Source organism: Martelella lutilitoris, assembly GCF_016598595.1.
In the GTDB taxonomy this organism is placed as follows: domain Bacteria; phylum Pseudomonadota; class Alphaproteobacteria; order Rhizobiales; family Rhizobiaceae; genus Martelella; species Martelella lutilitoris_A.
Genome location: NZ_CP066786.1, coordinates 2,879,895 through 2,892,650, shown reverse-complemented (window position 1 = coordinate 2,892,650; position 12,756 = coordinate 2,879,895). Strand labels below are relative to the sequence as shown.

The following is a 12,756-nucleotide window of genomic DNA, read 5'->3' as shown; positions in this document are numbered from 1 at the left end:
GCCCGTCACGTGGCGATCGGCGCCTCGGCGGACATGAACAGTTTCAGCGATTCCTGGTAGCCGAGCCGCAACAGTTGTTCGATATAGGCGATCAACTGGTCGGCCCAGCCGAAGCCGAGATAGGCCGCGAGCCAGACGATCAGTCCGGCGATGATCAGGGCATAGATGAAGTTTCTGAGGATCATCAGTAACATGGCGAGCAGCACGAAGGCGACCAGCCCGTAAAACAGCGACGGCGTCAGCGCGACGCCGTCGGAATGGGCGAGATAGCCCATATAGATGCCGAAAATGATGCAGATGGCCGCGCTCAGCCGGTCGCGAATCATGCGGTGGGTGTAGCCTGAACTTGCCATTTGACGGTCTTTCTTCGCTGCGATGCTCTTGCGGTTCGTGATGATGAACGCGCGGCCGGGCCGGCCGGTTCCGGGTGTGGTTATAGCAGCTTGCAACCCCGGCGTCAGGACAGTTCCGCGACGACGCGGTTCAAAAGCAGCATGCCTTCCGGCGTCGCGCGCAGGCGGGCATTGCCGACGCGCTCGATCAGGCCGAGTTTCAGAAGAAAATCCTCGCGCTCGGCATCCATCGGCTTGCCGGAAAGCGAGGACCACCGCGCGAGGTCGACGCCCTCCTTCACCCGAAGCCCCATCAGCAGAAGCTCGTCGGCCTGTTCTTCCCGAGAGAGCACTGTCTGCTCGATCATGCCATGGCCATTGGTCTCGGCCGCCTGCAGCCAGGTTTCGGGGTGCTTTTCCGTTGCCGTCGCGATCTTGCCCGAAGCGGACCCCAAACGCCCGTGCGCGCCGGGGCCGATCCCGGCATAATCGCCATAGCGCCAATAGGTGAGATTGTGGCGGCTTTCGGCGCCGGGGCGGGCATGGTTGGAAACCTCATAGGCCGGAAGCCCGCGGGCCGCCGTCACGGCCTGCGTCACCTCGTAGAGATGGGCGGCCTGGTCCTCGTCGGGCACGATGAGCTTGCCCCGGTTATGGAGGTCGAAAAAGCGCGTGCCTTCCTCGATGGTCAGCTGGTAGAGCGACAGGTGGTCGGCGGCAAGATCGATCGCCTGGTTGAGTTCACGCTCCCAGTCTTCCGCCGTCTGCCCCGGACGGGCATAGATCAGGTCGAAGGACATGCGCGGAAAGATTTCGCGCGCCAGCCGGATCGCGCCAAGCGCCTGCTCGACATTGTGCAGGCGTCCGAGAAAGCGCAGTTCGCGGTCGTTCAATGCCTGCACGCCCATGGAGACGCGGTTGACGCCGGCGGCGCGGTATCCGCGAAAGCGTTCGGCCTCGACGCTCGAGGGGTTGGCCTCCAGCGTCACCTCGATCCCGTCCGGCGCATGCCAGGCCGCGGCGACGCCCTCAAGGATCGCGCCCAGCGTTTGCGGTTCCATCAGCGAGGGCGTGCCGCCGCCGATGAAGATGCTGGAGACGGCGCGCGGGCCCGAGAGCGCCCGCATATGGGCGATTTCTCTTAGGAAGCCGGCGACGAAACGTTGTTGGTCTACCGGCTGATGGCGGACATGGCTGTTGAAGTCGCAATAGGGGCATTTGGCCGCGCAGAACGGCCAGTGCAGGTAGACGCCGAAACCCGGTTCGCCGTCATCGCCGTTTATGCCTGCCATCGCCGCCGGATCGTTTGTCAGGGCGCAAGTCCCGTTTCGGTGAAGAGCTTGAAGGCGCGGGCGCGGTGGGAGAGCGCGCCGCCATCGGCCGGGCCGCCTTCGGCTTTTTCAGAAGGCTCCATCTCGCCGAACGTCCTGTCGTGGCCCTTGGGCTGGAACACCGGATCATAGCCATGGCCCTTGTCGCCGCGCGGCGGCCAGACGAGATTGCCTTCCACTTCGCCGCGGAAGGTCTCGGTGTGGCCGTCGGGCCAGGCGAGGCAAAGCACGCAGACGAAGCGGGCGGTGCGGGCCTCCGGCGTCGTAGCGCCTTTTTCGGCAAGCGCCTTTTCCACCTTTTCCATCGCCATCATGAAATCGCGGCTGCCATCCTCGGTCTCTGCCCAGTCGGCGGTGTAGACGCCGGGCGCGCCGTCAAGCGCGTCGACGGCGATGCCGCTGTCGTCTGCGAGCGCCGGCAGGCCGGACTTTTGCGCAGAGGCCAACGCCTTGATCGCGGCGTTCTCCTCGAAGGTCGTGCCGGTTTCGTCCGGCACATCGAAGGAGAGTTCGGCCGCCGACTTGGCCGAAAAGCCGAGCGGGCCGATCAGTTCGGCGATCTCGGCGATCTTTCCGGCATTGTGGCTGGCAACGACGATGGTCTTGGTTTCGAGTTTGCGCATGTCAGTTCCTGGTGAACGAAATAATGTTCGGGTGTGTCGCATTGCCGCCAAACAATCTCCCTCAAGGGGGAGCTTTTTTGGAGCGAAGCGGCGATTGCCATCACAACCCCCAGAGCTTTGCCTCGGCGCATTCCAAGCTGTTGCCGGCGGGGTCGCGGAAATAGATCGAGCGGGCGCCGTTCGGCCAGAGGAAATCGCTTTCGATGTCCACGCCCTTCGCCGCGAGCCGGGCAAGCATTGCGTCGAAATCGTCCTCTTCAAGCCGGAAGCAGACGTGGCCGGGGCCGCGCGCGCCATGGGTCGGCACGGGCAGCGCACCCGGACTTGCCGGTTTTTCCGTCTCGTCCGGGTTGAAAACCAGCAGCACGCCCTGTCCGCAGCGGAAGAAGATATGGCGATTGTCGACGCGGGCGATCTTCTCAAGCCCGAGAACGCCTCCGTAAAAGGCTTCGGCGGCGTCGAGGTCCGCGGCATAGAGCGCTGTCTCAAGAACGGCGGCGATCGGCATGGCTGCTCCTCAAGCGCTGGCGATGGTCTTCTTCTGAAGGTCCACCAGTTCGGTGATGCCGTTGCGGGCAAGGTCCATCAGCGTCAGGAACTCGTCCTGCGAGAAGGGCTTGCCCTCGGCGGTGCCCTGGATCTCGACGATGCCGCCGGCGCCGGTCATGACGAAATTGGCGTCGGTTTCGGCGGAGGAATCCTCCAGATAGTCGAGGTCGATGACGGGCTGATCGGCAAAGATGCCGCAGGAAATCGCCGCGACATGGTCCTTCAGCACCTTGTCGGTCTTGACCATGCTGCGGGCCTCCATCCATTTCAGGCAGTCATGGAGGGCGATCCAGGCGCCGGTGATCGAGGCGGTGCGGGTGCCGCCGTCTGCCTGAATGACGTCGCAGTCGACGCTGATCTGGCGTTCGCCGAGGGCTTCGAGATCGACGACGGCGCGCAGAGAGCGGCCGATCAGGCGCTGGATTTCCAGCGTGCGGCCGCCCTGCTTGCCGGCGGAGGCCTCGCGGCGCATGCGATCGCCGGTCGCGCGCGGCAGCATGCCGTATTCGGCGGTCACCCAGCCCTTGCCGGCATTGCGCAGCCACGGCGGCACGCGCTCTTCGAGGGAGGCGGTGCACAGCACATGCGTATCCCCGAACTTGACGAAGCAGGAGCCTTCCGCGTGCTTGGAAAAGCCACGCTCGAAGGAAACATTGCGCATCTGGTTGAGTTGTCTGCCTGATGGCCGCATGGTGTGGTCCTTCCGGTTTTCGTTGCGGCGGTTCTAGAAGGAAGAGGCGGCTTTTGCAAAGAAAAACGGCGGGCCGCGCCGCTGCAAAGACGAATTGCGAAGCGCGGCGCCGACACTATATTAATGGGCGAAGCAGACGAACCATCCGGCCACTGGAAGCATGACAGCAGATCGACGCGCAGACAATTCGGCAATGACACTGGACGATCGCTCGCGCGAGGTGTTCCGCGCGATCGTCGAGAGCTATCTGGAAAGCGGCGAACCGCTCGGCTCGCGCAACCTGTCGCGGCTTCTGCCCATGTCGCTTTCGCCGGCTTCGGTGCGCAATGTGATGAGCGATCTGGAAGAGCTTGGCCTGATCTACGCGCCGCATGTGTCCGCCGGCCGCCTGCCGACGGAGAGCGGACTGCGATTCTTCGTCGATGCCTATATGCAGGTCGGCGACCTTGCTGAAAGCGAGCGTTCCGAGATCGAGCGTCATATGCAGGGCGTCGATCGCGGCCAGCCGGTCGACGGGCTTCTGAACGAGGCAAGCCAGATGCTTTCCGGCATGTCGCGCGGGGCGGGGCTGGTGATGACGTCCAAGAGCAACGCCGTGCTCAAGCATGTCGAATTCATCCGGCTGGAACCGACAAAGGCGCTTGCGGTGCTCGTCGGCGAGCATAACGAGGTGGAGAACCGGATCATCGACCTGCCGGCCGGCACGACCTCCTCGCAACTGACGGCGGCGGCCAATTTCCTCAACGCGCATCTCAACGGCCAGACCCTGCCGGAACTGAGGGCGGTTCTCGCGCGGCTGAAGGACGAGGTTCGCCACGAGCTTGACCAGCTCTCGCAGGATCTCGTCGGGCGCGGGCTCGCCGTCTGGTCGGGCAGCACGGAAGACGGCAGGCCCGGGCAGCTGATCGTGCGCGGCCGGGCCAATCTGCTCGAAGGCGTCGCCGATGCCGCCGATATCGATCGCCTGAGGATGCTGTTCGACGACCTTGAGAAGAAGGAAAGCCTGATCGAGCTGATCAGCCTGGCCGAAAGCGGTTCGGGCGTGCGCATCTTCATAGGCTCGGAAAACAAGCTGTTTTCGCTGTCGGGCTCCTCGCTCGTCGTCGCGCCCTATCGCGACAGCGACAACCAGGTCGTCGGCGCGGTCGGCGTTATCGGGCCGACGCGGCTCAACTATGCCCGGGTCGTGCCGATGGTCGACTATACGGCCCATCTGTTGTCGCGCATGTCGCGCTCTCGCTGAAGGCTGCGCGCGAATACCGGGGGAGGGCCTTGATTTTTCGGGAGTGAAGCTCGATATCGTGGCCCGAGAGATTCAAGAACAAACTGCAACGTGCGGAGACGTCATGACCGACGAGACCAAGAAGAACGGCACTGACGAGGAAATCAACGAGACGGTGGTCGACCTTGAGGCGGATGCGCCTGCCGGGGAGCCCGCGGATGGCGAAGTTGCCGAACCCGATCCGATCGATCTCCTGCGTGAGGAAAACGAGAAGCAGCGCGACCAGTTGCTGCGGCTTGCAGCCGAAATGGAAAACCTGCGCCGGCGCACGGCGCGCGACGTGAAGGACGCCAAGGCCTATTCGGTCACGGCGTTTGCGCGCGACATGCTCGGCGTGTCCGACAATCTGCGCCGGGCGCTCGATTCCATTCCCGAGGACAAGCGGACCGAGGAGATCAAGGGCTTCATCGAGGGCGTGGAGATGACCGAACGCTCCATGCTGTCGGCGCTGGAGCGCCATGGCGTGAAGACGATCGAGGCGGAAGGGCAGAGATTCGATCCGCATTTCCACCAGGCGATGTTCGAGGTGCCGAACCCGGAAATTCCCGCCAACACGGTGGTTCAGGTGGTCCAGACCGGCTACATGATCGGCGACCGGGTTCTCCGTCCGGCCATGGTCGGCGTTTCCAAGGGCGGGCCGAAGGCGGAAGCCGCGCAGCAGCAGCCGGCAGAAGACAAGCCGGAATAGGCGCGGTTTGGCGGATAAACGCAAAGAGAGGCGTTTCGCTTGTGCGGGACGCCTTTTTTACTGGGAAAATGCTTGCCGCAGGTTCAGGCCGCCGACGAATCCGGATCGGTGTTCAGGAAGGCGTAGATCGCGCTTTCCGAATCGGAGGCCCGGAGCTTCTTGACCAGGTCCTGGTCGCGCAGGAGCCGCGCCACGCGCGACAGGGCCTTCAGATGATCGGCGCCGGCGCCTTCGGGAGCCAGCAGCAGGAAGGCGAGATCGACCGGCTGGTCGTCAAGCGCCTCGAAATTGACGGGATGCTGCAGGCGGGCGAACACGCCGCAGATATGGTCAAGCTTCGGCAGCTTGCCGTGGGGTATGGCGATGCCGTTGCCGACACCGGTAGAGCCGAGGCGCTCGCGCTGGAGCACCACTTCGAAGATCTCGCGCTCGGGAATTCCCGTCACGGCCTCCGCTCTGGCGGCCAACTCCTGCAGCAATTGCTTCTTGGAGTTCGCCTTGAGGGCGGGGATGATCGCCTCCTGTTTCAGCAGGTCGTCAAGGGCCATATCCTGGTATCCTGGGTTGCGGCTTGGGGGCGGGCGCCTGAACGGCACCCGCCGAAGTGGGTTCAGCCCTTGATGCCGGCTGTGTCGATCCAGCCGATATTGCCATCCGGGCGGCGATAGACGATGTTGAGCGTCTTGTTGTCCGGGTTGCGGAACAGCATCAGCGGCTTGTCGGTCATGTCGAGCGCCATGACGGCCGTGGCCACGGCCATGGTGCGGACCTCGGTTTTGGCTTCCGCGACGATGGCCGGCGCGTAGTCTTCCGGAATCTCGGTCTCGTCCTCCTGCGGCAGGTCCATCACCGAATAGGCGACCTCGGCAAAATCGGCGTGTCCGTTGCCCTGGTGATGGTCCTTCAGCTTGCGCTTGTAGCGGCGCAGGCGCTTGGCGATGCGTTCGAATGCTGCCTCGAAGGCGGCCTGGGGGTCGTGCGCCTTGCCGGCTGCATGCAGCACGGCGCCGCTGTCGAGATGGACCTTGCAGTCCGCCTCGAAACCGCCCGCGGACTTCTCGACCGTTACCTGGCCGGAATAGCCGCCGTCGAAATATTTGGTGACCGCTTCCTCGATCTGGTCTTCGATTTTTTCACGGAAAGCCTCTCCGACTTCCATTTGTTTTCCCGAGACGCGAACACTCATGGATCTTCCCTTCTTCTATCGTTTGCGGGCACCAGTTTAAGCCAAGCCCTGTTCTCCTCCAAGAACTTCCAGGCATGGCCCTCCGGTGACCGGGACGGCACTCAGATGACACCCTGTCATCATAACTTATTTGGGCATTTTTCAGCCGTTTGCCAGCGGGATTTCCGCAATATTCTTCGTGCGATTTTTTACCGCCGGGTGCGGTCGGTTTGCCGCTTTTCCCGGTCCCGGAGCATCTGCGTCCCGTCTCCCTTGCTGAGGCGGCGCCCCTCTTGCGGCGGATGCTCTACCGTTCATGTTCCCGGAAGTCAATCACGCCGGCGCTTTTGCCGGGCCGCCCCGGTCGCGCCTCAGACGCCGACGACCCTGGCATAGGCGCGTTTTTCGCGGCGACGCTGGACGGAGGAGGGGATCGACATCGCCTCGCGGTATTTTGCCACGGTCCGGCGGGCGAGCGTGATGCCTTCGTCCTTCAGCGCGGAAACGATGTCGTCATCGGAAAGGACCGCTTCCGGCGTTTCCGCTGCGATCATGCGGCGGATCTTGTGGCGGATCGATTCCGCCGAAAGCGCGCTGCCGTCCGCCTGGTCGGAGGCGATCGAGACGGAGAAGAAATAGCGCAGCTCGAACAGGCCGCGCGGGGTCAGGATGAACTTGTTGGAGGTGACGCGGCTGACGGTCGACTCGTGCATCTTGATTGCGTCGGCGACGGTCTTCAGGTTGAGCGGGCGCAGATGGTCGACGCCGTGCTTGAGAAAGGCGTCCTGCTGGCGCACGATCTCGCTTGCGACCTTCAGGATTGTGCGGGCGCGCTGGTCGAGGCTGCGCGTCAGCCAGTTCGCCGTCTGCAGGCAGGTGTTGAGAAAGGCATCATCGGCCGCCGACATGCCGTGCGAGGCCTTGATCTCGGTGAGGTAGGAGCGGTTGACGAGAACCCGCGGCAGCGTGTCCGGATTGAGCTCCACCTGCCATTCGCCCTCCTTGCGTGCGGAGACGATGACGTCGGGCAGGACCGATTCGGGCGGCTGGCTGGAAAAGGCGCCGGCCGGCTTCGGGTTCAGCCGGCGAAGCCTCTGCGTCATCGCCAGAAGATCCTGTTCTTCCACGCCGCAAAGTTTCTTCAGCCTGGTGAAATCGCGGCGCGCCACCAGTTCGAGATTGTCGACCAGAACCGCCATGGCCGGGGTGAGACTGTCGGTCTGCAGCAATTGCTGGCGCATGCAGTCGGAAAGGGACTGCGCGAAGATGCCGGGCGGATCAAGCGTTTTCAGCCGTTCCAGCACCGTGTCCAGCCTGACGACGGCCAGCCCGGCCCGTTCGGCGATCTCCTTCGTGTCCCCCCGGAAGTAGCCGGCCTCGTCGAGATAGTCGACGAGGTGGCGGGCGATCGCCTGTTCGTCGGAGCGCTTGAAGGTGAGCGCGATCTGGTCGGCCAGATGCTCGCGCAGGCACGGCCTGCCGGCGACGAACTCGTCGAGGTCGACATGGTCGTCGCCGCCGAGCGTGCCCGGCATCGATTTCCACTGGCTCATCAACTCCGGAGCATCCGGCCGGATGGGCGGGCTGTCTTCGCCGTAAGTGCTGTCAAAATTGCTGTCGAGGCTGTCGCCGAGCCGCGCCGTGCCATTGGCCTGCCGGTCGTCGGAATACCAGTCGCTGGAAAGGTCGGCGCCGTCGCTCTCCTGCGGTTCGGCCGTTTCCGGCCGTTCCTCCGGTCCGCCCTCTTCGCCGGCGACCTCCAGAAGCGGGTTCTTCTCAACTTCCTGCGCGATGAACTGGCAGAGCTCCGCATGCGGCATCTGGAGCAGCTGGATGGACTGCATCAGTTGCGGCGTCATCACGAGCGACTGGTTCTGTCGGAGAAGAAGATTGGCGCTTAGTGCCATGACGCGAGCATAATCCTCCGATCGCAACGGCCTGCCGACAGCGGCGTGCGGATGCGTGCTGAACAAATCAAAGTGTACGGAGGGGAGACTGGCACAAAAATTGCTTTGCAATCAAGCCGGAATCCGCATGGCGGCCAGGCCTGTCTACAGGCTGAAATTGTCGCCAAGGTAGAAGCGGCGCACATCGGTATTGGCGACGATCTCGTCCGCCTTGCCGTGCGTCAGCACCTCGCCGGCGTGGATGATGTAGGCGCGGTCGATCATGCCGAGCGTCTCGCGAACATTGTGGTCGGTGATCAGGACGCCGATGCCGCGCCGGGTCAGGTGGCGGATCAGGTTCTGGATATCGGCGACCGAAATGGGATCGACGCCGGCAAAGGGCTCGTCGAGCAGCATGAAGGCGGGATCGGTCGCAAGCGCGCGCGCGATCTCGAGGCGCCTGCGCTCGCCGCCGGAAAGCGCGACGGCCGACGTCTTGCGCAGCTTGGCGATGCCGAATTCCTCCATCAGCTGCTCGAGCTTTTCTTCCCGCTCCTTCTTCTTCAGGGGCGTCAGTTCGAGCACGGCGCGGATGTTGTTTTCGACCGAGAGGCCGCGAAAGATCGAGGCTTCCTGTGGCAGATAGCCGACGCCGAGGCGGGCGCGGCGATACATCGGCAGTCCGGTAACGTCGCGGCCATGCAGCGCGATGGAGCCTTCGTCGACGGGCACCAGGCCGGTGATCATGTAGAAACAGGTGGTCTTGCCCGCGCCGTTGGGGCCGAGCAGGCCCACGGCCTCGCCTCGACGCACAACAAGCGACACGCCGTTGACGACGCGCCGGCTGCGATAGGTCTTGGTCAGCCCCTGCGCGATCAGCGTTCCGTCGTAGCGGCCGTTCTCCCGGTCAGGATCGCCGTTGCGGGGCGCTGTTGCGGTTACGGACGGGCGCTCTGCCATGGAGAGCGTTTTTCTGGTCGTTGTCTTCGGCATGCGGGATCAGTTGCCTGGCCGCGATTGCGGGTTGAGCCTGATCTGCACTCGCTTGCCGCAGGCATCCAGCTTGGCCTGGCTCGTATTCATGTCGACGGTGAGCTTGCAGCCGACGAAGACATTGCCGCTTTCCTTCAGCACCACCTCTTTGCCCTCGAGGACGAAGTGCTGGGTGACCATGTCGAAATAGCCGGTGTCGCCGGTGGCCGTCTGCGTGTCGGTGAGAAGCTGCACCGACTGGCTGAGGTCGATCCGCTCGATATCGCCCTGGCCGGAGGCGATCCCGGTCGAGCCGCCGGCATAGCGGACCGTCATCTTGCCGGCCTTGACCTGGTTGTCGCCCTGGACGGCGACGACATTGCCGGAAAAGGTGATCAGCTTGGTGGCGTCATCCACTTCGAAGGCATCCGCATCGATGTCGATCGGCTCGTCGCCCGAAAGCTGGAAGCCGCTTGTCTGGGTCGACTGGGCAAGGCTCTCACCCGCCGGCAGCGCCAGCGCGCATAAAAGCGCCAGCGTTGCCGCAGTCGAGCGGCGCGGCGCGCAGATTTTCAAATTGCTCAGATCCATCCGAAACCTCATTGTCCGGTGCGGGCCAGTGCCGAGGGCGAAAGCGTGACATGAACGCCGCCGCCAAAGCGGATTTTCTGACCGTTATCGATGATATTCACGTTTTCGGCAACCACCGATGCCTGTGGCGCCCTCACGGAGACCGGCGTGTCGCTGGAGAGCGTTCCGGCCTTGATGTCGATTTCGGCCGATGTGAAATCCGCATGCATGCCGTTCGAAAGCTCGATGGTGAAGGGTTCGTTGATCGTCAGTTTCTCCGTGGCGCGGTCGTAGAGCGTGCGCGTCGCGTCGACCACGGCCGTCACGCTGTCTTCGACCGGAACGGTGGCGATGACGTTTTCGAGCAGCACGGTGCTGTCGTCGGGATTGGCGGCGGGCAGCAGCGCGCGCTCGGCCTTCAGCGAGTAGCGGATGCCGTCGGAATTGCGGCCCGACATGCCGGGATTGGTCATGACGATCATGCCGTTTTCGATCGAGGCGGCGTCGAGCGTGATATTGTCGGGCACGATCGAACGCAGGAAGGTCGCGGCAATCAGTCCGATCGTGATCAGCACGGCGGCAAGCGGCAGCAGGACCTTGAGACGGCGCACATGGCCGGAATGCCGCCGCGCCTTGCGGAAGCTTTCCTCGATCGACGGTCGGTTGCCGCCGTGTGCAGTGGTCGCAATGCTCATCTCGTGTCGTCTCGTCGCCCGCGGGCCTCTGTCGTCCCCCGGCCGTTTCGGGGGTCGCCTCGGCCAAAGCCGTTGCCTCTCAAGGGCCATGGGTATTATGTTTTGCCGGCCATAACAAGTTGGCGGCCGAAAAACGGTCCATGCGCGATTGACATCAGATGAGTGTCGCACGCACATTCGCCAAGCGCGGCGGACCTGCGCGCCGTTCAAATCACTGTGAGGGCGTTGATGAATCTATCGGAAATCCTGGAGCGCAGGCGGTTGAGGCGGCGCGTCGGCTGGTGGCGCGCGGCCGCTCTCGTGGTCGCCGTCCTTTTGGTGGTTGCCCTCTACAAGGCCTATGGCGGCGCGGAGCCGGGAACCATGCTGGCGCGCCCGCATGTCGCGCAACTGTCGGTATCGGGCGTGGTCGCCGACGATCCGGTGATGCTCGAGACGATCCGAGAGATCGGCGAGGATCCGGCGGCAAAGGCGCTGGTCGTGTCGCTGTCGACCGGCGGCGGCACGACATTCGGCGGCGAGGCGCTCTACAAGGCCCTGCGCCAGGTGGCCGAGAGGAAGCCAGTCGTCAGCGAAATCCGCACCCAGGCCGCCTCGGCGGGCTACATGATCGCGCTTGCCGGCGACCGCATCTTTGCCGGCGACACCTCGATCACCGGCTCGATCGGCGTCATCTTTCTTTATCCGCAGGCGAAGGAACTGCTCGACAAGATCGGCGTCTCCGTGGATGCGATCAAGTCGGCGCCGATGAAGGCGGAACCATCGCCCTTCAACGATGCGAGCCAGGAGGCCCAGGCCATGGTCCGGGCCCTGGTGATGGACAGCTATGACTGGTTCGTCGATCTTGTCGCCGCGCGCCGCGACATGCCGCGGGAACGGGCGCTGGAGCTTGCCGACGGAAGGATTCTCACCGGACGGCAGGCGGTCGAGGCCGGACTGGTCGACGAAATTGGCGGTCGGGACGAAATAATGGCCTATCTCGCCGCAAACGGCGTTTCGGACTCCCTTGAAATCAGGTCTTGGGATAACGTAAACAGAGACGGCTTCGGGGTCGGCCTGGCGAAAATGGGGGCAAGGCTGCTCGAATCGCTCGGACTTGGCTGGTTTGTCAGCGAGGATATCCTTCGCCAGACCGGTCTTGTTGACGGGCTTGTGTCTGTCGGGCAGACTGATTGGCAATGAAAATCAGAGAGTTGAGGGGCTGGGTGTGATCAAGTCGGAATTGGTACAGATTGTTGCGGCGCGTAACCCGCATCTCTATCACCGCGATGTCGAAAATATCGTGAACGCTATTCTGGACGAGATCGCGGATGCGCTGGCGGCGGGCAACCGGGTGGAGTTGCGCGGCTTCGGCGCGTTTTCGGTCAAGAACCGCCCTTCGCGTTCGGGACGGAACCCGCGCACCGGCGACACCGTTTTCGTCGAAGAAAAATGGGTTCCTTTCTTCAAGACCGGCAAGGAGTTGCGCGAACGCCTCAACCCCGACCAGAAAGACGACAAATAAGGGGCAGGCCGGATCGCCGGGAAAATGAAACGCGTTCGAGGCGCATGATGTCAAAGCTTGTCAATCTCATCATTCTGCTGCCCATCGGGGTGGTGCTTGTCCTGTTGTCGGTTGCCAACCGGCAGTCCGTCACCATGGCGCTCAACCCTTTCAATGCCAGCGACAGCGTGCTCGCCGTCTCCGCTCCCTTCTTCGTCTACATCTTCATTGCCTTCATTCTCGGCATTCTGCTTGGCGCGCTGTTTACCTGGATTTCCCAGCGCAAGCACCGCAAGACCGCAAAATCCAGCAAGCGCGAGGCCGCACTCTGGCGCGCGGAGGCCGACAAGCAGAAGGCGCGGAGCACCGAAGTTTCGGCTACCCGCCCGCTCGATCAGCTTCCGTCTTCCTGAGACGGCGCGAGAAGACTTGCCATTTTTACGACGGGGCTGATAAACCGCAGCTTTCGACCATTGCGGGATGATCGCC

The 12,756-nt window shown here is 63.4% G+C and carries 16 protein-coding genes; 5 read left to right on the top strand and 11 right to left on the bottom strand.

The genetic code is table 11. The features are described 5' to 3' along the window. Window positions 1-5 precede the first annotated feature (5 nt). The 5 genes from JET14_RS13935 to rph all read right to left on the bottom strand — a co-directional run bounded on the left by JET14_RS13935 (window position 6) and on the right by rph (window position 3,526). Complete coding sequence (locus JET14_RS13935; protein WP_200334296.1) at window positions 6-353, bottom strand: hypothetical protein; 348 nt, start codon at window positions 351-353, stop codon at window positions 6-8. A 104-nt stretch (window positions 354-457) separates the two neighbouring features. Beyond that, a complete protein-coding gene (hemW, locus tag JET14_RS13930; RefSeq protein WP_200334295.1) occupies window positions 458-1,624 on the bottom strand; it encodes a radical SAM family heme chaperone HemW in 1,167 nt (388 codons plus the stop codon). A 17-nt stretch (window positions 1,625-1,641) separates the two neighbouring features. Continuing rightward, entirely contained in the window at window positions 1,642-2,286 is a 645-nt protein-coding gene (gene rdgB / locus JET14_RS13925) for an RdgB/HAM1 family non-canonical purine NTP pyrophosphatase (RefSeq protein WP_200334294.1), read from the bottom strand. A 100-nt stretch (window positions 2,287-2,386) separates the two neighbouring features. After that, complete coding sequence (locus JET14_RS13920) at window positions 2,387-2,794, bottom strand: VOC family protein (protein ID WP_200334293.1); 408 nt, start codon at window positions 2,792-2,794, stop codon at window positions 2,387-2,389. 9 nt (window positions 2,795-2,803) lie between these two features. Continuing rightward, a complete protein-coding gene (rph, locus tag JET14_RS13915; RefSeq protein ID WP_200334291.1) occupies window positions 2,804-3,526 on the bottom strand; it encodes a ribonuclease PH in 723 nt (240 codons plus the stop codon). Between the two features lie 160 nt (window positions 3,527-3,686). On the opposite strand from rph, the gene hrcA reads away from it, so the two are divergent. Together hrcA and grpE are read left to right on the top strand one after the other, a co-directional pair. Continuing rightward, window positions 3,687-4,769, top strand: coding sequence for a heat-inducible transcriptional repressor HrcA (gene hrcA, locus JET14_RS13910; RefSeq protein WP_200334289.1), 1,083 nt, complete (start codon window positions 3,687-3,689; stop codon window positions 4,767-4,769). 103 nt (window positions 4,770-4,872) lie between these two features. Then, window positions 4,873-5,496, top strand: a complete 624-nt coding sequence (grpE, locus tag JET14_RS13905; RefSeq protein WP_200334287.1) for a nucleotide exchange factor GrpE — start codon at window positions 4,873-4,875, stop codon at window positions 5,494-5,496. Window positions 5,497-5,579: 83 nt separating this feature from the next. On the opposite strand, the gene ptsN is transcribed toward grpE, so the two are convergent. The 6 genes from ptsN to JET14_RS13875 all read right to left on the bottom strand — a co-directional run bounded on the left by ptsN (window position 5,580) and on the right by JET14_RS13875 (window position 10,784). Beyond that, window positions 5,580-6,044, bottom strand: coding sequence for a PTS IIA-like nitrogen regulatory protein PtsN (gene ptsN / locus JET14_RS13900; protein ID WP_024708273.1), 465 nt, complete (start codon window positions 6,042-6,044; stop codon window positions 5,580-5,582). A 62-nt stretch (window positions 6,045-6,106) separates the two neighbouring features. Further along, window positions 6,107-6,682: a ribosome hibernation-promoting factor, HPF/YfiA family gene (gene hpf, locus JET14_RS13895; RefSeq protein ID WP_200334285.1), complete on the bottom strand. Its 576-nt coding sequence runs from the start codon at window positions 6,680-6,682 to the stop codon at window positions 6,107-6,109. A gap of 350 nt (window positions 6,683-7,032) precedes the next feature. Continuing rightward, on the bottom strand, window positions 7,033-8,568 hold the full coding sequence (rpoN, locus tag JET14_RS13890; RefSeq protein ID WP_200334283.1) for an RNA polymerase factor sigma-54: 1,536 nt from the start codon (window positions 8,566-8,568) through the stop codon (window positions 7,033-7,035). 144 nt (window positions 8,569-8,712) lie between these two features. Continuing rightward, a complete protein-coding gene (lptB, locus tag JET14_RS13885) occupies window positions 8,713-9,507 on the bottom strand; it encodes an LPS export ABC transporter ATP-binding protein (protein ID WP_432443086.1) in 795 nt (264 codons plus the stop codon). A 39-nt stretch (window positions 9,508-9,546) separates the two neighbouring features. Continuing rightward, window positions 9,547-10,110: an LptA/OstA family protein gene (locus JET14_RS13880; RefSeq protein WP_200334281.1), complete on the bottom strand. Its 564-nt coding sequence runs from the start codon at window positions 10,108-10,110 to the stop codon at window positions 9,547-9,549. An 8-nt stretch (window positions 10,111-10,118) separates the two neighbouring features. Then, a complete protein-coding gene (locus tag JET14_RS13875) occupies window positions 10,119-10,784 on the bottom strand; it encodes a hypothetical protein (RefSeq protein ID WP_024708278.1) in 666 nt (221 codons plus the stop codon). Between the two features lie 228 nt (window positions 10,785-11,012). Between JET14_RS13875 and sppA the strand changes: the two genes are divergently transcribed. The 3 genes from sppA to JET14_RS13860 are packed head-to-tail and all read left to right on the top strand — an operon-like array spanning window position 11,013 to window position 12,680. After that, a complete protein-coding gene (gene sppA / locus JET14_RS13870) occupies window positions 11,013-11,966 on the top strand; it encodes a signal peptide peptidase SppA (RefSeq protein ID WP_200334278.1) in 954 nt (317 codons plus the stop codon). A gap of 25 nt (window positions 11,967-11,991) precedes the next feature. Next, window positions 11,992-12,288: an integration host factor subunit beta gene (locus tag JET14_RS13865; RefSeq protein WP_024708280.1), complete on the top strand. Its 297-nt coding sequence runs from the start codon at window positions 11,992-11,994 to the stop codon at window positions 12,286-12,288. 44 nt (window positions 12,289-12,332) lie between these two features. Continuing rightward, entirely contained in the window at window positions 12,333-12,680 is a 348-nt protein-coding gene (locus JET14_RS13860) for a LapA family protein (protein WP_200334276.1), read from the top strand. Window positions 12,681-12,756: the final 76 nt, after the last annotated feature.

Coding starts and splice junctions, on each gene's coding strand:
- JET14_RS13935 (WP_200334296.1), bottom strand. CDS start 353: ATGGCAAGTTCAGGCTACACCCACCGCATGATTCGCGACCGGCTGAGC.
- hemW (WP_200334295.1), bottom strand. CDS start 1,624: ATGGCAGGCATAAACGGCGATGACGGCGAACCGGGTTTCGGCGTCTAC.
- rdgB (WP_200334294.1), bottom strand. CDS start 2,286: ATGCGCAAACTCGAAACCAAGACCATCGTCGTTGCCAGCCACAATGCC.
- JET14_RS13920 (WP_200334293.1), bottom strand. CDS start 2,794: ATGCCGATCGCCGCCGTTCTTGAGACAGCGCTCTATGCCGCGGACCTC.
- rph (WP_200334291.1), bottom strand. CDS start 3,526: ATGCGGCCATCAGGCAGACAACTCAACCAGATGCGCAATGTTTCCTTC.
- hrcA (WP_200334289.1), top strand. CDS start 3,687: ATGACAGCAGATCGACGCGCAGACAATTCGGCAATGACACTGGACGAT.
- grpE (WP_200334287.1), top strand. CDS start 4,873: ATGACCGACGAGACCAAGAAGAACGGCACTGACGAGGAAATCAACGAG.
- ptsN (WP_024708273.1), bottom strand. CDS start 6,044: ATGGCCCTTGACGACCTGCTGAAACAGGAGGCGATCATCCCCGCCCTC.
- hpf (WP_200334285.1), bottom strand. CDS start 6,682: ATGAGTGTTCGCGTCTCGGGAAAACAAATGGAAGTCGGAGAGGCTTTC.
- rpoN (WP_200334283.1), bottom strand. CDS start 8,568: ATGGCACTAAGCGCCAATCTTCTTCTCCGACAGAACCAGTCGCTCGTG.
- lptB (WP_432443086.1), bottom strand. CDS start 9,507: ATGGCAGAGCGCCCGTCCGTAACCGCAACAGCGCCCCGCAACGGCGAT.
- JET14_RS13880 (WP_200334281.1), bottom strand. CDS start 10,110: ATGGATCTGAGCAATTTGAAAATCTGCGCGCCGCGCCGCTCGACTGCG.
- JET14_RS13875 (WP_024708278.1), bottom strand. CDS start 10,784: ATGAGCATTGCGACCACTGCACACGGCGGCAACCGACCGTCGATCGAG.
- sppA (WP_200334278.1), top strand. CDS start 11,013: ATGAATCTATCGGAAATCCTGGAGCGCAGGCGGTTGAGGCGGCGCGTC.
- JET14_RS13860 (WP_200334276.1), top strand. CDS start 12,333: ATGATGTCAAAGCTTGTCAATCTCATCATTCTGCTGCCCATCGGGGTG.